Source organism: Methylobacterium sp. W2 (assembly GCF_020662345.1).
In the GTDB taxonomy this organism is placed as follows: Bacteria; Pseudomonadota; Alphaproteobacteria; order Rhizobiales; family Beijerinckiaceae; genus Methylobacterium.
In genome coordinates this window covers 46,676-63,625 of the sequence record NZ_VMOA01000013.1, presented here as the reverse complement: position 1 = coordinate 63,625, position 16,950 = coordinate 46,676, and the positions used below count along the sequence as shown (strand labels likewise).

The following is a 16,950-nucleotide window of genomic DNA, read 5'->3' as shown; positions in this document are numbered from 1 at the left end:
TCATGACGACCACGAAGCCCGCCCTCGCCCGCGCCGTCGCCTATGCCGATGGCGGCTGTGATCCGAATCCCGGCCCGGGAGGCTGGGGCGTGGTGATCGAGGGTTCGGAGGGCAAGGTGGAGCTCTGCGGTGGCGACCGCGCCACCACCAATAACCGGATGGAGCTGACGGCGGCGATCAAGGCCCTGTCGCATTTTCCCGCCGGGTCCGCGATCGAGATGCGCTGCGACAGCCAGTACGTCATCAAGTCGGTGACCGAGTGGATGCGCGGCTGGAAGGCGAAGGGCTGGCGCACCAGCACCGGGCCGGTGAAGAACGTCGAGTTGATGCAGGAGCTCGACGCCCTCAACGCCGCTCGCGACGTGAAATGGACCTGGGTGCGGGGCCATACCGGCAATGTCGGCAACGAGCGCGCCGACCGGTTGGCGGCGCAGGGCCGACGGCAGGCCCTCGGACTGGCTCCGGCCAGTGAGCCCGTGCCGGCGGCTCCCGCCGTCCCGGCGGTGGTGCCGACGCCGGGCGTGGCGGCGGAACCGCCGGCTCCTGCTCCCCGCACGACGCAGGTGGCGATCGATCTCGGCCTCGGCCTCGACGTGTCGCGTGGCGCCAAGCTCGCCGGCCTCACGCCCCAGGCCTTCGTCGAACGCGCGATCCGCGTGGCGCTGAAACTCGGGCCGGACGGCATCGCCCGGGTGCTGGATGGCGGTTCCGCCAAGCCGTGAGCCTCGGCGCGGATTTCTACGCGCGGCCGGCGGCGAGCGTCGCCGCCGAGTTGATCGGCTGCCGCCTCCTCGTCTCCGGGATCGGCGGCCTCATCGTTGAGACGGAAGCCTATGACCGGGGCGACCCGGCCTCCCATAGTTTCAACGGCCCGACCCGGCGCAATGCCAGCATGTTCGGACCGCCGGGCCATGCCTATGTCTATCGGTCCTACGGCATGCACTGGTGCCTCAACCTCGTCTGCGAACCGGGGAGCGCGGTGCTGATCCGCGCGATCGAGCCGGGGCAGGGAATCGAGACCATGCGGAAGCGGCGCGGGCTCGACGCCCTGCGCCTCCTCTGCGCGGGACCGGGGCGCCTGTGTCAGGCCCTGGCGGTGACGAGCCTGCATGACGGCCTCCCCCTCGACCGGCCGCCCTTCGAACTGGAGCGAGGACAAGCGACGCCGGAGATCGTGGCCGACCGCCGCATCGGCATCACGCGCGGGGCGGATACCCCCTGGCGCTTCCTCCTCGCCGGCTCGGCCTATCTCAGCAAGCCGGTGTCGCGCCGACGGGAATAAGCCGGCCAAAGAAGACGGAAGTGCCTTCGATGTCGCGGAAATTCCCGGATTCTCGCGGCTCTCCACCCTCGCCACGCCTGATGTTGCAGCCTATACCGCAGCTTATCCGCGCGAGCGCTCCGCTCTTCGCTTCGCTGGACTCCCCTTCGCGCCCGATGGATGGCGGTCCCGCCCAACGAGGGTCTTGCCCGAGCCGATGCCGCCTCACCTGCTCCTCGCCACCGCCGCCATCCTGCCCTTCCTCGGCAGCGTCGTAGCGATCTGCCTGCCGGGCCACGCACGCAACGCCGCCGCGATCGTCGCCGGTTTCGTGATGGTGACCTGCCTCGCCTGCATCGGGTTCCTCTACCCTGCCGTCGCCGGCCCGGACCCTGTCATCTGGGCGGTGGACTGGCTGCCGACGCTCGGCGTCCGGTTCGTGCTGCGGCTCGACGGCCTGTCCTGGCTGTTCGCCGTCCTAGTGCTCGGGATCGGCGCGCTCGTGGTGCTCTATGCGCGCTATTACATGGCGGAAGCGGACCCGGTGCCGCGCCTGTTCTCGTATTTCCTCGCCTTCGTCGGCGCGATGCTTGGCATCGTGCTCTCGGGCAACCTGATTCAGCTCTTCGTCTTCTGGGAATTGACGAGCATCGTCTCGTTCCTGCTCATCGGCTACTGGTCCGACAACGCCTCCGCCCGGGACGGCGCGCGGATGGCTCTCACCATCACGGCGGCGGGGGGCCTCTGCCTGTTCGTCGGTCTGGTGCTCATTGGGCAGATCGTCGGCAGCTACGACCTCTCGGTGGTGCTTGCCTCGGGCGACGCGATCCGCAACAGCCCGCTCTACCTGCCGGCCCTGGTCCTGGTCCTGGCCGGTGCGCTCACCAAATCGGCGCAGTTCCCGTTCCACATCTGGCTGCCGCGCGCCATGGCGGCACCGACGCCGATCAGCGCCTATCTGCATTCGGCCACCATGGTGAAGGCAGGCATCTTCCTGATGATCCGGTTCTGGCCGGTGCTGGCCGATACCGAGGCCTGGTACTGGATCGTCGGCACCGCCGGCATGATCACGATGCTGGTGGGCGCCTGGAGCGCGATCTTCCAGCACGACCTCAAGGGCCTGCTCGCCTATTCCACCATCAGCCATCTCGGGCTGATCACCCTGCTCCTCGGCCTCGATTCACCCCTGGCCGTCGTGGCGGCGATCTTCCACACCGTGAACCACGCGACGTTCAAGGCCTCGCTGTTCATGGCGGTGGGCATCATCGACCACGAGACCGGGACGCGCGATATGCGCCGTCTCAGCGGCCTGTGGCGGGCGATGCCTTATACCGCCACCCTGGCGATGGTGGCCGCCGCCGCGATGGCGGGCGTGCCGCTCCTCAACGGCTTCCTGTCGAAGGAGATGTTCCTGGCGGAGGCGGTCGACAATGCGGACGGCCACCTGCTCAACCTCGCCTTGCCGGTGCTGGCGACGTTGGCGAGCGCCTTCACCATGCTCTACTCCGTGCGCTTCATCCGGCAGGCCTTCTTCGGACCCGCCCCGCACGACCTGCCGCACGCGCCCCACGAGCCGGTCCGCTGGATGCGGATCCCGATCGAGTTGCTCGTCCTCGTCTGCGTCGCCATCGGCCTCGTGCCGAATCTCACGATCGGCCCCCTCCTCGCAGGCGCGGTCCGGGCAGTCCTCGGCGAACGGACACCGGATTACGACCTCGCCATCTGGCACGGCTTCAACGCGCCGCTGGCGCTCAGCGTCGTGGCGCTGCTGGGCGGCATCGCGCTCTATTTGGCGTTCGGGCGGCGGATCAACACCAACCCCCGCGGCGGCCCCTGGCTGATGGACCGGATCGACGGTGGCTGGCTGTTCGAGCGGACGATGACTGGCCTGGTGAACGGTGCGCGCCGGCTGGAAGCCGGGCTCGGTGCCGAGCGCCTCCAGGCGCAATTGCGCATTCTCTTCCTCACCGTGCTCCTGGCCGCATTAGTGACGGGGGCCGCACGGGGGCTCGATCTGTTCGCGCCGGGCAAGACTACCGAGTTCGACCCCGCCTTCGCACTGATGTGGCTCGTCGGCGCGGCCTGCGCCATCGGCGCGGCGGAGCGGGCGAAGTACCACCGCCTGTCCGCCGCCATCTTCGTCGGCGGGGCGGGCCTCGTGAGCAGCCTCACCTTCCTCTGGCTTTCCGCCCCGGACCTCGCGGTGACACAGATCCTGGTGGAGATCGTCACCACCGTGCTCCTCCTCCTCGGCCTGCGCTGGCTGCCCAAGCGCGACGCGGCGATTCCGGCGCCGGCTTGGGAGAAGGCGCGGTCCCGCCGCCGACGGATGATCGATCTCGGCCTCGCCGCCTTTGCCGGCCTCGGGCTCGCCGGGCTGGCCTATGCCGTGATGACCCGGCCCGCCGTCGACGGCATCGCCCGCTGGTTCATCGAGGAGGCCTACTCGCTGGCGGGCGGGCGTAACGTCGTCAACGTGCTGCTGGTGGATTTCCGGGCCTTCGACACGCTCGGCGAAATCTGCGTGCTGGGCATCGTCGGCCTGACGGTGTTCGCCCTCCTTCGGCGCTTCCGCCCCGCCTCCGACAGTCTCGGGCCTCCGAAGCAGCAGGTGAACCACGACGCCTATGACGATGCCCGTGAGGGCCGCGAGCTCGGCGACACCGCGGCCGATGCCCTCCTCGTCCCCCGCGTGGTGATGACGTGGCTGTTCCCCTTCATCGTTCTCCTCGCCCTGCACCTGTTCCTGCGCGGCCACGACCTGCCGGGCGGCGGCTTCGCGGCCGGCATCGCGCTCACCATCGCCTTCATGCTGCAATACTTGGCGCAGGGCGCGCAGTGGGTCGAAGAACGACTGCGGATCCAGCCGATCTCATGGATCGGCATCGGCCTGCTGGTCTCCGTCCTGGTCGGCGCCGGCTCCTGGCTGTTCGGGCGTCCGTTCCTCACCGCCTATTTCGCCTATTGGGAGCCGCGCCTCCTGGGCAAGGTCCCGGTGGCGAGCGCGCTGCTGTTCGATCTCGGGATCATGGTGCTGGTGGTGGGCGCGAGCGCGCTGATGCTCGTCGCCCTGGCGCACCAATCCCTGCGGCGCACCCGCCCCGCCGAGGCGGGGGTGGAGCGGGCCGCCGAGAAGGAACCCGCCTGATGGAGATCGTGCTGTCCCTGGGGATCGGCGTCTTCGCCGCCTCGGGCATCTGGCTGATGCTGCGTCCCCGCACCTTCCAGGTGGTGCTGGGCATCTCGCTGCTGAGCTACGCCGTCAACCTGTTCATCTTCGCCATGGGCCGCCTGACGGTGGGCGCGCCGCCGGTGCTCGGGGCCGGGGCCGACATCGTCTCCGTGGACGATCCGGTGCCGCAGGCCCTGGTCCTCACCGCCCTGGTGATCGGCTTTGCCCTCACCGCGCTCTTCCTCGTCGTGCTGCTCGCCGCCCGTGGCATCACCGGCAGCGACCATGTGGACGGCCGCGAGCCGCACCAGGCGGAGCCGAATCCAGAGAACCCGCATCCATGAACGCCACGGTTCTGAATGCCCCCCTCGTCAGTGGCTGGACCGACCATCTCGTCGTCCTGCCCATCGTTCTGCCGATCGCGGTGGCCGGGGCGATGTTCCTCATGGACGAGCGCCGGAGTCGGCTGAAAGGGGCGCTGAGCCTCGCCACGGTGCTCGCCCTCCTCGGCATATCCCTCGTCCTCGTCTGGCGCGCGAGCGAGGCGGCGCAGATCTACCGCCTCGGCAACTGGGCCGCGCCCTACGGGATCGTACTGGTGGCCGACCGGCTCTCGGCCCTGATGCTGGCGCTCGGCAGCGTGCTGGGCCTGTGCGCCCTGGTCTTCTCCTTCGCCCGCTGGGGCCGGGCGGGGCCGCGCTTCCACGGCCTGTTCCTCCTGCTCCTGATGGGCGTGAACGGCGCCTTCCTCACCGGAGACCTGTTCAACCTGTTCGTGTTCTTCGAGGTGATGCTGGCCGCCTCCTACGGTCTCGTCCTGCACGGATCGGGCGAGACGCGGATCCGGGCCGGCCTCGGCTACATCGCGGTCAATCTCGTCGCCTCGCTGTTCTTCCTCGTCGGCGTCAGCCTCATCTACGGCACGATGGGGACCCTCAACATGGCCGACCTCGCCCGGCGGCTCGCGGCGCCGGAGGCGGGGGAGCTCGCCCTGTTCGAGATCGGCTGCGCCATCCTCGGCATCGCCTTCCTCATCAAGTGCAGCGCCTGGCCGCTCGGGTTCTGGCTGCCCACCACCTACGCGGCGGCGAGCGCGCCCGCGGCCGCGATCCTCGCGATTCTCAGCAAGGTCGGCGTCTACGTGGTGGTGCGCCTGAGCCTGCTGCTGTTCGGGGCGGGATTGTCGGAGGGGTTCGGACAGACCTGGATCCTCGCCGCCGGTCTCGCGACGATGGCCTACGGCGCCATCGGTATCCTCGCCGCGCGCGACCTCACGCGGGCGGCGGGCTATGCGGTGATGATCTCGTCGGGCACGGTGCTGGCGGCTTTGGGGAGCGGCAACGACGGGGCGCTCTCCGGCGCCTTGTACTACCTCCTCGGCTCCACCCTCGCGGCAGGCGCCCTGTTCCTGCTGGCCGAAATCCTGCAGCGCGGGCGCGACCCGCTGGAGGCCGCACAGGCCGTCTTCGCCGACGAGTACCGCGACCCCTTCGACGATGCCGACGCCACGGAGATCGGCCGGGCGATCCCCGCCGCGGTGGCGCTCCTCGGGAGCGGCTTCCTCGTCTGTACGCTGATGCTGGCGGGAGTTCCGCCGCTCTCGGGTTTCGTCGGAAAGCTCGCGATCTTCACGGGGCTCACCACGGGTACGATGACCGCGTCCGCCTGGTGGCTCATCGCCGCGCTGACGCTCTCGAGCTTCGCCACGCTGATGCCGATGGTGCGGCTCGGGATCAAGAACCTCTGGGTTCCGAGCGACGACCCGCCCCCCGTCCTGCGCCTCTCGGAATTCACCGCTCTCGCCGGCCTGCTCGCCGCCTGCCTAGCGCTGGCGCTCTGGGGCGGCCCGGCCCTCGCCTATGCCGACGAGACCGTGCGCTGGCTGGCGCAGCCGCAGGATTATGTTCGCGCCGTCCTCGGGCCGATCCGGGAAGGCGGTGGATCGTGAGACGCCTCCTGCCCTACCCCATCCTGTCGGCCTGCCTCGCCTCGACCTGGCTCTTGCTGAACGCGCCGCTCTCACCGGGCAACGTCCTGCTGGCGTTGTCGATCGGCCTCACGGTTCCCACCGTCATGCTGGCGCTGAGGCCTCAGGCGGTGCGCGTGCACGCGCCCGGCACCCTCGCCCGGCTCGCCGTGATCGTCCTCTACGACATGGTGCGCTCGAACATCGATGTGGCCCGCATCATCCTCGGGTTGCGCCGGGGCGAGCGGCGGACCGGTTTCGTCACGATCCCCCTCGACCTGCGCGAGCCGTTCGGCATCGCGATCCTGTCGATCATCCTCACCGGCACGCCCGGCACCCTCTGGGTCCAGTACGATTCCAACACGGGCTGCCTGCTCATCCACGTGCTCGACTACACAGATGGGGAGGAATGGGTGCGGCGGGTGAAGGACCGCTACGAGCGCCCGCTGATGCAGATTTTTGCCCCATGATTTTCTTCGGCCGATGAGGTTCATTCCATGAGCGCCACCACCGTTCTCGATTGGGGGCTCGGCTTCGCCCAGGGGATGCTGGTTCTGGCCATGGCGCTCGCCGCATGGCGGATGCTGCGCGGTCCCCGCGCCCAGGACCGGATCCTCGGCCTCGACACCCTCTATCTCAACGGCATGCTGGCGGTGGTGGTGCACGGCATGCGCACCGGCAGCGGCCTCTATTTCGAGGCCGCGCTGATCCTCGGCATGATCGGCTTCACCGCCACGGTGGCGCTGGCGAAGTTCCTGATGCAGGGCGAGGTGATTCAGTGAACAGTACCGAGCTGCCCGTCTGGGCCGCGTGGTTGGTGGTGGTGTTCGCCATCGTCGGCGCGGGTTTCTCGCTCACTGGCGCCTTCGGCCTCATCCGCCTCCGGACGTTCTACGAGCGCGTCCATGCCCCCACGCTGGGCGCGACCCTGGGCATGGCCCTGATCCTCATGAGCTCGATGCTGCTCCTCTCCCTGATCGAGGGCCGCCTCGTCCTGCGCGACGCCCTGATCGGCGTGTTCCTCACCGTGACGACGCCGGTGACGCTCCTCCTCCTCGCCCGCGCGGCGGCGCAACGCGACCGCCACGAGGGCAATCCCGACGCTCCGCCGGACGTCTGAGGCACGGCAGGCGCCGCTCCTCAGGCCTCCGCCGCATTCCCCCGGATCAGGTCGCGCCCGGCATAGATCCCGCCCACGGTCTCCATCTCGAGCCGCTCGGCATCGCGGCGGCGGACTTCGGCCATGACCGCGCTGGCGGCATCCGGCTCGTCGCCGATGGCCAGGAGCGCCTGCTCGCCGAAGGCCAGGGCCGATTCCAGTGTCTCCCGGAGCTGGTAGGCGACGCCGGCATGGATGAGCTCGATCGCGTGCTCACGGTCGCGGGCGCGGGCGAGGACGGGCACCAGGGGGAACTCGGCCTTGGCCAGTTCGGCGATGCGCCGGGCGGCCTCGCGGTCGTCGATGCAGATCAGGATCGCCCGTGCCGTGGCGGCCCCGGCCGCGTGCAGGATGTCGAGGCGCGTGCCGTCGCCGTAATAGATCTTGAAGCCGAATTGTTCGGCGACGCGGATATAGGCGGGGTTGGTGTCGATGATCGACACCGAGCAGCCGCGCGAGATCAGCGGCTGGCTCACCACCTGCCCGAAGCGGCCGAAGCCGATGATGAGGGCGCTGCCCACGAGGTTCTCCGGCACCTCGACGCCCTCCGTCGAGACCGAGGCCTTGGGGCCGAGGCGGTCGAAGGCAATGACCATCAGCGGCGTGACGGCCATGGAGAGGATGATCGTCGCCGTCAGGATGGCGTTGGTGGTGCTGTCGATGATGCCCGCGCTTGCGGCGGCGGCATAGAGCACGAAGGCGAACTCGCCGCCCTGCGCCATCAGGGCCGCGCGCTCCATTGCCTCGGGATGCGAGGCGCGCAGGAGACGGGCGATGGCGTAGATGACGATGCTTTTCACCACCATGTAAGCGGCGACGCCCGTCAGGATGAGCGCCCCGTTCGCGGCGATGACCGTCAGGTCGAGGGACATGCCCACGCCGAGGAAGAACAGGCCGAGCAGGATGCCCCGGAACGGCTCGATATCGGCTTCCAGCTGGTGCCGAAAGCTCGATTCCGAGAGGAGGACGCCCGCCAGGAACGCGCCCATGGCCATGGACAACCCGCCGAGCTGCATGGCCAGGGCCGAGCCGAGCACGACGAGGAGGTCGGCCGCCGTCATCACCTCGCGGGCCTTGGCCGCGGCCAGCAGGCGGAACAGCGGGTTGAGCAGCCAGCGCCCCGCCGCCACCAGGGCAGCCACGGACCCGAGGGCGATGCCGATGCTGGAGAGGCGCTCCATCGTGCCGGTCGCCTGCCCACCAGGGGCCAGCAGCGCGACGATGGCGAGGAGCGGCACGATGGCGAGATCCTCCAGCAGGAGGATCGCCACGATGCGCTGGCCCTTCGGCGTCGAGATCGACCCACGCTCCTCGAGAAGCTGCATCACGATGGCGGTGGAGGTGAGGACGAAGCCGGTGCCGGCGACGAACGAGATCGCCGGCGAGAACCCCATGGCGATGCCGACGAGCATCAGCGCCGCGATGCAGACGCCGACCTGGGCGAGGCCGAGCCCGAAAATCTCGCGCCGCATGCCCCAGAGCCGGGACGGCTCCATCTCCAGCCCGATGATGAACAGGAACATCACCACGCCGAGTTCCGCCACATGCAAGATGGCGTGGGCATCCGAGAACAGGCCGAGGCCGAACGGGCCGATGGCGAGCCCCGCCACGAGGTAGCCGAGGACGGAGCCGAGGCCGATCCGCTTGAACACCGGCACCGCGACGACGCCGGCGGCGAGCAGGGCCACGACCTGGACGAGTTCGCTCGCGGCACCGGATGCTTCAACAGCCATGATCTCGACATCTCCTCTTGAAGGGGATTCGCGGGCGACGCTCCATCGGCCTCGCCCCGGTCTCACACATCAGGGGTAGCGCACGGGCGGGGGTGATTCCGGCAACGGAATGAACTCGGATTCGCCGGGCACGGTGTCGAAGCGGGCCTGGCGCCAATCCTCCTTGGCCTGCTCGATCCGCTCGGGGCGCGAGGAGACGAAATTCCACCAGAGATGGCGCGGCCCGTCCATCGGCTCGCCGCCCAGCACCATGAAGCGCGCGGCCCCGGTCGCCCGCACACTGATGCGGTCGCCGGGATTGAACACGAGGAGCTGGCCGGGGCCGAACCCGTCCCCGGCAATGTCGATGGCGCCGGAGACGGTGTAGATCGCGCGCTCGTCATAGGTCGGGTCGAGGGGCAGCACGGCGCCGGCCTCCAGCATCACGTCGGCATAGACCATCGGGCTCGACGTTCGCACCGGCGATCTGGCGCCGAAGGCCTCGCCGGCGATCAGCCGAACGGTTTTGCCCTCGCCGGTGAGGACCGGCAGCGCGTCCGCCTCGTAATGCTCGAAGGCGGGGGCGGCCTCCTCGTCCTTGCCGCTGAGCGCGACCCAGCTCTGGATGCCAAACAGTTTCGAGCCGGTCCGGCGCAGCCCGGCGCCGGTCCGCTCCGAATGGGTGATGCCGCGACCGGCCGTCATCCAGTTGAGCTCGCCCGGGCGGATCGGCAATTCGGTACCCAGGCTGTCCCGGTGCATGATCTCGCCATCGAACAGGTAGGTCACGGTAGAGAGGCCGATATGCGGGTGGGGCCGCACGTCCATGCCCTGGCCGAGCAGGAACTCGGAGGGCCCCATCTGGTCGAAGAAGATGAACGGGCCGACCATCCGGCACTCCGTCGACGGCAGGGCGCGACGGACGGAGAACGAGCCAAGATCCCGCGAGCGCGGGACGATCAGGGTCTTGATCGCGTCGCAGGAAAAGTGATCGCCCGGAACCGGGTCGTCCGCACTGTGCCAGCTCATCGCCCGTTTCCCTTCTGCTCGGTCCGATTGACGTTCTCTTGCGGTTTGCGAGGCAGGCTTTCCGATCCGCGGAATCGTTCCCACGGCCCCCGTGATCAGCCGGGGAGATACGCCTGTGCCCGGCGCCAAGTCTTGAAGAAACCCGGCATGTCCGCCTCGACCGGGTTATCGGGCATCGCTGACCGCGATGAAATAGAAACGATGGAAACCGATCGTTTCCAAGAGCACTCCCTCGCCTTATCGTCTTCATGTGGCGCGGGGCGCATGAATATCGCTTGGCCGGATACCCGGCCCACGGGTTAACATTCCGTTGGTCCGTCAGAACCTTAAAAAGAAGCGGGTTAGGAACCCTTAAACCCGCCGTATTTACCGTGCGGTACCTGAGCCTCCCGGATCGCGGGACGCTCACAGGTTCAGACGAAACGCATGGCGAACGGACGCAAGGGACGCGGGCGGGAGGAGCCGAACTTCGACGTGCCCGAAGGGCGCATCGGTGGTCGCGGCGACCTCAACCTGCGGCTCAACGGCGACGATCGCGCCGGAGGCGGTGTGGGCAGACGCGCGACGAGCAGCAACGGCCAGGACGATGGCCCCCGGCGCGCCCCGGCGCGGGCCAAGGCGGCGGCCCGCAAGCCGCGCCGGCGCTCGTTCCTGGGCGGTCTCTTCTACGGCACCCTCGTACTCGGCCTGTGGGGCGTCATCGCCGTCGCGGGGCTGGTGGCCTACCATGCCTCGCAGCTGCCGCCGATCGACCAGCTCGCCGTCCCGAAGCGTCCGCCCAACATCGCCATCCTCGCCAGCGACGGCTCGCTTCTGGCCAATCGCGGCGAGACCGGCGGACGGGTGGTGAGCATCGGCGAGTTGCCGCCCTATCTGCCGCGTGCCTTCGTGGCGATCGAGGACCGGCGCTTCTACAGCCATTTCGGCGTCGACCCGGTAGGCATCGCCCGCGCCGTCGCCCAGAACATCACCCGCCGCGGCGTCTCGCAGGGCGGATCGACCCTGACGCAGCAGCTCGCCAAGAACCTGTTCCTGACGCCCGAGCGCTCCGCATCGCGAAAAATCCAGGAGGCGATCCTCGCCCTGTGGCTGGAGCACCGCTACACCAAGGACGAGATCCTCGAACTCTACCTGAACCGGGTCTATTTCGGCGCCGGCGCCTATGGCATCGAGGCCGCCGCCCAGCGCTATTTCGGCAAGCCCGCCAAGGCGGTGACGCTGGCCGAAGCCGCCATGCTCGGCGGCCTCGTCCAGGCGCCCTCGCGTCTCGCCCCCAACCGCAACCTGCCCGCTGCCCAGGCGCGGGCGGCCCAGGTCCTCGCGGCGATGGAGGAACTCGGTTTCGCCAAGCCCGCCGACGTGAAGCTCGCACTCGCGACGCCTGCACGGCCGGCGAGCAGCCGCGGCGGCGGTTCGGCCAATTACGTGGCCGATCTCGTCATGGACGTCCTCGACGACTTCCTGCCGAAATTCGACGCCGACATCGTCGTCACCACCACCGTCGATACCCGCCTCCAGGGCGCGGCCGAGAAGGCGCTGGTGGACGAGCTGAACCAGAAGGGCGCGCGCTACAACGTCGCCCAGGGGGCCGTGGTCTCGATGCGGCCGGACGGGGCGATCCGGGCGCTCATCGGCGGGCGCGACTACGCCCAGAGCCAGTTCAACCGGGCCACCACCGCCAAGCGCCAGCCGGGCTCCTCGTTCAAGCCCTTCGTCTACCTCGCCGCCGTGGAGCGCGGCCTGACCCCGGACACCGTGCGCGACGACGCGCCGATCAGCATCAAGGGCTGGAACCCGGAGAACTACTCGCGCGACTATCGCGGGCCGGTCCCGTTGCGCGAGGCGCTGGCGCTCTCGCTCAACACGGTGGCCGTGCGCCTCGGCCAGGAAGTCGGCCCGAAGGCGGTGGTCCAGGCGGCCCAGCGCCTCGGCATCTCGTCGCCGCTGCAGGCCAACGGCTCCCTGGCGCTCGGCACCTCGGAAGTGACACCGCTGGAGATGGTGGGCGCCTACGCTGCCTTCGCCAATGGCGGCACGGGGGTGAACCCCTATGTCATCGCCAACGTGAAGAGCACGACGGGCAAGGCGCTCTACCAGCGCAAGGACACCAATCTCGGACGGGTGATGAGCGCCGAGACGGATTCGATGATGAACGCGATGATGCACGAGACCTTCGTCTCAGGCACCGCGAAGAAGGCCGAGGTTCCGGGCTGGGACCTCGCCGGCAAGACCGGCACCAGCCAGGATTTCCGCGATGCTTGGTTCATCGGCTACTCGGCGACCCTCGTCACCGGCGTCTGGCTCGGCAACGACGACGGGGAATCCACCAAGAAGGTCTCCGGCGGCAACCTGCCCGGCGAGATCTGGAAGACCTACATGACCGTGGCCCTCAAGGGCCAGACTCCGACGATGCTGCCCGGCGCGAACCATTGGCGCAACCGCGCCCCGGCGGAGGTTCCCGCCACCACCGGCACCGCACCGGGGGGCCTGATCGGCGCCCTCCTCGGCGAGCCGCAATCCGCAGCCCCGCCGCCCCGCGTCGCCGCCAACCAGCGCGCCCGCGGGCCGAGCCAGGACGACCGGAATTTCCTGGAAAAGCTGTTCGGGGTAGGGGAATAGGCGCTGGATCGCCTACTCCCCCATTCGTCTATCAAACCGTCTTGGGAATGACCTTGTTTCTGAAGAACGAGAAACGGGTCGTGATCGGATCGGCGTTCCCGCCGACATCCGGCGCGCCAGGCCGGCGGACCAGGGGGCCAAAACCATTGTTGGGATTATTAGGAACATTCGGCAAATTAGTGACGCTTACTCTGGTAATTGCAGCGTTACTCGCACCAACGATCATATTTTCACTGACTTCAGCATATCCTCTCGGATCATCGTCGGAATACCCGACTCCCACGGGGCAGTTTTTTACGATGTTGTCATTTACCAGCACCGCAATTGTATTTTGATCCCTTCCGACACCGGTCGTCGCGTTGTAGGTTCCAGCGATAGTCAAAGCAATTCCTGCAAACCCGCAACTTTCGATCGTGTTTGCATGTACGACGGCATCGCTACTCACAGTTATGCCATTGCCCGGCGTTGTCACTGTGTATTGTGTTGCGGGATCCCTAGAGGGCGACGCCCATTGGACAAATGTCTTCTGGCTAATGTTTTTGAGAACGTTGGAAGAAATTGTTGATCGACGACTTCCGAGGTTTGGATTGACGATTTTGATACCGTCGCCAGCATCAAAAATAGCGTTACTCGAGACAACTATGCCCTCGTAAGGAGCCGCATTATCATCAGGAGCCTCGACAAAGATAGCAGTTTCTCTCGTTGAGCTGATCTGATTACTTGAAATTATGGCATTTGAACTTTGACTGTAACGCAGAGCCGAATAATTACATCCCGAAATGACGTTGCTGAAGGACGTGACGCTATTGCTTTGATACACAAAAACGCCGTTGCCGAACTCACCAGATCCACCCGTATCATTCTGAACACCGTAAATACGATTTCCACCGATGCTAGTTCCATCGAAAGCTTGATCAGCCCGCCAAATTACAATTCCATTATCCTTACTATCTCGGATATAGTTTTCCGAAATATCAAGGCCCAGCGATTTATTGGAATATATTGAAGTCCTACAGCCGTAGAACTCATTGCCACTGATCGTCCCAGCCGATTGGATAAGATCCACGCCGGCCCTGTCCGAACGGCTGATAAAGCAGTCCTTGATCATCAGCCTGTCAGCGTTGACACATCGGATAAGACCTGGCCGCGCAATACCAGTCGCAAAAGGCTTGTTCTCCCCGTCGAGAACAAGACCTTCGATGGTAACATCGGAAATCCGGGCGCCCGAAACTCCTGACTGAACGGTAATATAGAAGCAGTTTGCGCCCGACGAGTTGATTGTCACGGAGCCTTTCATAGCGAAAATTTTGATCTTATCGTCGATCCTCAGACTTGTGACACTGTATGAACCAGGCCCTATATAGAGAGGTTTTTGGGAGGCAATTGCTTGATTGATTGCTGCCTGCAGAGTGTCGGTGCCTGCAGCCGTCGAATATACGATCAAATCGTTTTGGATTTCGATCTTCGGCATTGAGCTGAGCCCTGCTATGATCCACGGTCTCCCGATCTTCGATCAGGAAGTAGGAATATAGATTGTTTTAGGACAAAAGTCACGAAAATTCGAGGACACATGCCGTGCCTCGTGCGGCCCCATGCTTGTATCGCTCTCGGATAAGGGGGGACGTTTCACTCTACCGGGAATATTGCGGGCACTTGTTGCCCCGCGGGCCCTCCCCTGTGCCGACCCGGACGGAAGGCCAATGCACGCCCGGCTCGCCAGGGCACCGCCTTCTTGGAAAGAGGCATTTTCGGAGATCGTTGCTGACAACGCTTATCCTATACGCGTGTTCGGCATCCCCGGCGTCCCGTACAGCAACCGCTCGTTTCCCGGGGTCGGTCACCGCGGCCGCTTGGTTGAACAACGATCTCTCGCATGCCTACGGCTCCCGCAGGCCCCGCCGATCGAGAGCTCGTACAGACGATCTATCTTACCAGCTCACGCAGGACGTCCAAGGATGACCAATCCCGCTCGCCTGCATCATAGAAAGATTATCTTCCTATTTGTCTTCGCGCATCAGCGTGCTGTGGCGTTCGATCTCGCGATGACGGTCATACGCGCCGCGGATCTCCGTCCTCGCACGAGGTCTGCACGCCTCATCCCACGTCGAACGACCACAGACGTGACCTTAGGTCGACCGCGGCGCGACTCATCCGAAATCCGGTCGGTGACGTTGGATACCGGGCACGGGCATCACTCGGAGGCCGCACGATTCCGACCTCCCGCAATGATGAAGAGAATGCCAGATCAAATCCCGGCGATGCCCTTCAGCGCCGCGTTGATCCGGTCCTGCCAGCCGGGGCCGTCCTTCTGGAAATGCTCCAGCACGGCGCGGTCGAGGCGCAGGGACACCATTTCGCGGGCGCCGGGCGGGCTGAGCGGCGCGGCGGGAGCGCGTTCGGCGGGTTTGGGGGCGTCGGGCGCCTTGGTGGTGGCGGCCTTGAAGGCGGCTTCCGCCGCCTGGCGGGGGTCGCTGGCGCGACGGGTCCGATCGAATGCCATGGGTCGGTTTCCTGGTAAGGCTGTCTGGCTCAGCTCGCGGAGCGCTTGCGTTTGGGGGCCGGCGCGGGAGCGGCAGCCTTCTCCGCGGCATCGGCGGCTTCCTTGGCGAGGCGAAGGGCGCGCAGCTTCACGGTGCGCTCGTCGATCTCCTTGACCGATTGCAAATGCTCCGCCATCGCCTGCGCGCCTTCCTTGGCCATCCGCTCGGCGCGCTCGGCGCGCTCTTCGGACCGGGTCCTGGCGTCGGTTTCGTCGCTCATCGTCGTCCTTCCTGGCTCCCCTCGTCCCGCCGCCCACGCATCGATCGCATCATTCGCCCTGGCGGACGCGGCAGCGGCGGATGAACCGCCCGTGCCCGCTCGCGCGGCGCCTAATGTCAACGATCGAGACGAGTGCCGGCGGACCTGAAAATCCGCGATCGGCGGCGAGGAAGGGTGATCCACACACCCTTCGCACGGGACCGGCTTCGGGCGGGATCGCCGGGACATAGCACGTCCGGGGACCAAAAAGCGAACCCTGGCAAGGACTCGCGGTGATTGTGCGGGCAAATCCCGGTGGATGTTCCCGTCAAAACGCCGCGATGAGGACGATTCCGGCCACCATCAGCCCGGCACCCGCGATCCGTGCCTTGCCGGCGCGGTGCTTCGGCATCCCGAGCCAACCGAAATGATCGATGGCCAGCGACGTCAGCAGATTGGCGGTGATGAGCATCCCGTTGAAGGCGCCGGCCCCCACCTTGTCGACGAAGAGCAGGCCGCCGAACACCGCCACCGCCCCGGCGATGCCGCCGAGAGGCGCCCACCACGGCATGCCTGCGAGATCGTCGCGGGTCGGGAGCGGGACCGGACGGATCGCCAGCATCGCGACGAAGACGAAGACGATGGGCAGGAACGAGACCGCCGCCGCGAGCCACGGATTAACGAGCGCGCCGCGAAGCGCCGCATTCATGGTGACGCCGATCGCCTGCAGGGCGCCGGCGACGAGGATGAAGGGATAGAACAGGGGACCGGTCATGAGCGTGGGATCTCTCGTCGATGCGGTGGGCCGGCCAGGTTCAGAACCGGGCGATCAAGACGATGCCGGCCACCATCAGGCCGCCGCCGAGGAGGTGCAGCAGCCCCTGCGAGTTCGCCTGCATGCCGAGCCAGCCGAAATGATCGATGGCCAACGACGTCAGGATGTTGGCGGTGATGAGCAGCCCGTTGAACGGCCCGGCCCCGACCTTATCGACAAAGGCGAGGCCGCCGAACACCGCCACCGCTCCGGCGAGCCCGCCCAACGGCGCCCACCACGGCATGCTGCCAAGCTGTTCCAGGCTGGGCAGCGGCGTCGGCATCACCACGAACAGCGTGACGAAGACGAAGACGATGAGCGAGAACGAGACGGAGGCCGCGAGCCACGGATTGACGAGGGCCACGCGCAGACGCGCGTTCATGGAATTGCCCGCCGCCTGGAGCGCGCCGGCGACCAGGATGAAGGGATAGAGCAGGGCCGCGTTCATGTCGGGTTCGTCCTCGGAATGGCGGTGGGAG

General features: G+C 66.9%; 14 protein-coding genes and 1 pseudogene. 9 read left to right on the top strand and 6 right to left on the bottom strand.

The window, feature by feature from the left end; all coding sequences use genetic code 11:
* Positions 1–2: 2 nt before the first annotated feature.
* From rnhA to mnhG, 8 genes are all read left to right on the top strand, one after another.
* On the top strand, positions 3–722 hold the full coding sequence (gene rnhA, locus FPV16_RS09460; protein ID WP_227437952.1) for a ribonuclease HI: 720 nt from the start codon (positions 3–5) through the stop codon (positions 720–722).
* Positions 719–1,282, top strand: coding sequence for a DNA-3-methyladenine glycosylase (locus tag FPV16_RS09455; protein WP_227437951.1), 564 nt, complete (start codon positions 719–721; stop codon positions 1,280–1,282). The genes rnhA and FPV16_RS09455 overlap by 4 nt, the downstream gene beginning before the upstream one ends.
* 196 nt (positions 1,283–1,478) lie before the next feature.
* Entirely contained in the window at positions 1,479–4,409 is a 2,931-nt protein-coding gene (locus tag FPV16_RS09450; RefSeq protein WP_227437950.1) for a monovalent cation/H+ antiporter subunit A, read from the top strand.
* The gene (locus tag FPV16_RS09445) at positions 4,409–4,777 is read left to right on the top strand and encodes a Na+/H+ antiporter subunit C (RefSeq protein ID WP_027171016.1); all 369 of its coding nucleotides are present in this window, start codon (positions 4,409–4,411) and stop codon (positions 4,775–4,777) included. Before FPV16_RS09450 ends, FPV16_RS09445 begins: the two co-directional genes overlap by 1 nt.
* Entirely contained in the window at positions 4,774–6,381 is a 1,608-nt protein-coding gene (locus FPV16_RS09440) for a monovalent cation/H+ antiporter subunit D (RefSeq protein ID WP_227437949.1), read from the top strand. Before FPV16_RS09445 ends, FPV16_RS09440 begins: the two co-directional genes overlap by 4 nt.
* A complete protein-coding gene (locus FPV16_RS09435; RefSeq protein ID WP_227437948.1) occupies positions 6,378–6,869 on the top strand; it encodes a Na+/H+ antiporter subunit E in 492 nt (163 codons plus the stop codon). The genes FPV16_RS09440 and FPV16_RS09435 overlap by 4 nt, the downstream gene beginning before the upstream one ends.
* Positions 6,870–6,896: 27 nt before the next feature.
* Positions 6,897–7,181: a K+/H+ antiporter subunit F gene (locus tag FPV16_RS09430; RefSeq protein ID WP_027171019.1), complete on the top strand. Its 285-nt coding sequence runs from the start codon at positions 6,897–6,899 to the stop codon at positions 7,179–7,181.
* Positions 7,178–7,519, top strand: a complete 342-nt coding sequence (gene mnhG / locus FPV16_RS09425; protein ID WP_227437947.1) for a monovalent cation/H(+) antiporter subunit G — start codon at positions 7,178–7,180, stop codon at positions 7,517–7,519. Before FPV16_RS09430 ends, mnhG begins: the two co-directional genes overlap by 4 nt.
* A gap of 20 nt (positions 7,520–7,539) precedes the next feature.
* On the opposite strand, the gene FPV16_RS09420 is transcribed toward mnhG, so the two are convergent.
* Together FPV16_RS09420 and FPV16_RS09415 are read right to left on the bottom strand one after the other, a co-directional pair.
* The gene (locus FPV16_RS09420; protein ID WP_227437946.1) at positions 7,540–9,291 is read right to left on the bottom strand and encodes a monovalent cation:proton antiporter-2 (CPA2) family protein; all 1,752 of its coding nucleotides are present in this window, start codon (positions 9,289–9,291) and stop codon (positions 7,540–7,542) included.
* 69 nt (positions 9,292–9,360) lie between these two features.
* Positions 9,361–10,299, bottom strand: coding sequence for a pirin family protein (locus FPV16_RS09415; RefSeq protein ID WP_227437945.1), 939 nt, complete (start codon positions 10,297–10,299; stop codon positions 9,361–9,363).
* Positions 10,300–10,725: 426 nt separating this feature from the next.
* Here FPV16_RS09415 and FPV16_RS09410 point away from each other — a divergent pair, with 426 nt between their 5' ends.
* Positions 10,726–12,918, top strand: coding sequence for a transglycosylase domain-containing protein (locus tag FPV16_RS09410; RefSeq protein WP_227437944.1), 2,193 nt, complete (start codon positions 10,726–10,728; stop codon positions 12,916–12,918).
* 31 nt (positions 12,919–12,949) lie between these two features.
* Here FPV16_RS09410 and FPV16_RS09405 read toward each other — a convergent pair whose 3' ends face one another.
* From FPV16_RS09405 to FPV16_RS26270, 4 genes and pseudogenes are all read right to left on the bottom strand, one after another.
* Positions 12,950–14,389 carry a TIGR03808 family TAT-translocated repetitive protein gene (locus FPV16_RS09405; RefSeq protein WP_227437943.1) on the bottom strand — a complete coding sequence of 480 codons (1,440 nt, stop codon included), beginning with the start codon at positions 14,387–14,389 and terminating at the stop codon, positions 12,950–12,952.
* Between the two features lie 774 nt (positions 14,390–15,163).
* Entirely contained in the window at positions 15,164–15,418 is a 255-nt protein-coding gene (locus tag FPV16_RS09400; RefSeq protein ID WP_207412983.1) for a BrnA antitoxin family protein, read from the bottom strand.
* Between the two features lie 29 nt (positions 15,419–15,447).
* Entirely contained in the window at positions 15,448–15,678 is a 231-nt protein-coding gene (locus tag FPV16_RS09395) for a hypothetical protein (RefSeq protein ID WP_027171025.1), read from the bottom strand.
* A gap of 307 nt (positions 15,679–15,985) precedes the next feature.
* Positions 15,986–16,919, bottom strand: a pseudogene (locus FPV16_RS26270) (DMT family transporter).
* Positions 16,920–16,950 lie beyond the last annotated feature (31 nt).

Excerpts from the sequence above, each read along its gene's own strand:
- FPV16_RS09445 (WP_027171016.1), top strand. The coding sequence starts at position 4,409 with ATGGAGATCGTGCTGTCCCTGGGGATCGGCGTCTTCGCCGCCTCGGGC.
- FPV16_RS09410 (WP_227437944.1), top strand. The coding sequence starts at position 10,726 with ATGGCGAACGGACGCAAGGGACGCGGGCGGGAGGAGCCGAACTTCGAC.
- FPV16_RS09420 (WP_227437946.1), bottom strand. The coding sequence starts at position 9,291 with ATGGCTGTTGAAGCATCCGGTGCCGCGAGCGAACTCGTCCAGGTCGTG.
- FPV16_RS09405 (WP_227437943.1), bottom strand. The coding sequence starts at position 14,389 with ATGCCGAAGATCGAAATCCAAAACGATTTGATCGTATATTCGACGGCT.
- FPV16_RS09415 (WP_227437945.1), bottom strand. The coding sequence starts at position 10,299 with ATGAGCTGGCACAGTGCGGACGACCCGGTTCCGGGCGATCACTTTTCC.
- FPV16_RS09450 (WP_227437950.1), top strand. The coding sequence starts at position 1,479 with ATGCCGCCTCACCTGCTCCTCGCCACCGCCGCCATCCTGCCCTTCCTC.
- FPV16_RS09400 (WP_207412983.1), bottom strand. The coding sequence starts at position 15,418 with ATGGCATTCGATCGGACCCGTCGCGCCAGCGACCCCCGCCAGGCGGCG.
- FPV16_RS09395 (WP_027171025.1), bottom strand. The coding sequence starts at position 15,678 with ATGAGCGACGAAACCGACGCCAGGACCCGGTCCGAAGAGCGCGCCGAG.
- FPV16_RS09440 (WP_227437949.1), top strand. The coding sequence starts at position 4,774 with ATGAACGCCACGGTTCTGAATGCCCCCCTCGTCAGTGGCTGGACCGAC.
- FPV16_RS09430 (WP_027171019.1), top strand. The coding sequence starts at position 6,897 with ATGAGCGCCACCACCGTTCTCGATTGGGGGCTCGGCTTCGCCCAGGGG.
- rnhA (WP_227437952.1), top strand. The coding sequence starts at position 3 with ATGACGACCACGAAGCCCGCCCTCGCCCGCGCCGTCGCCTATGCCGAT.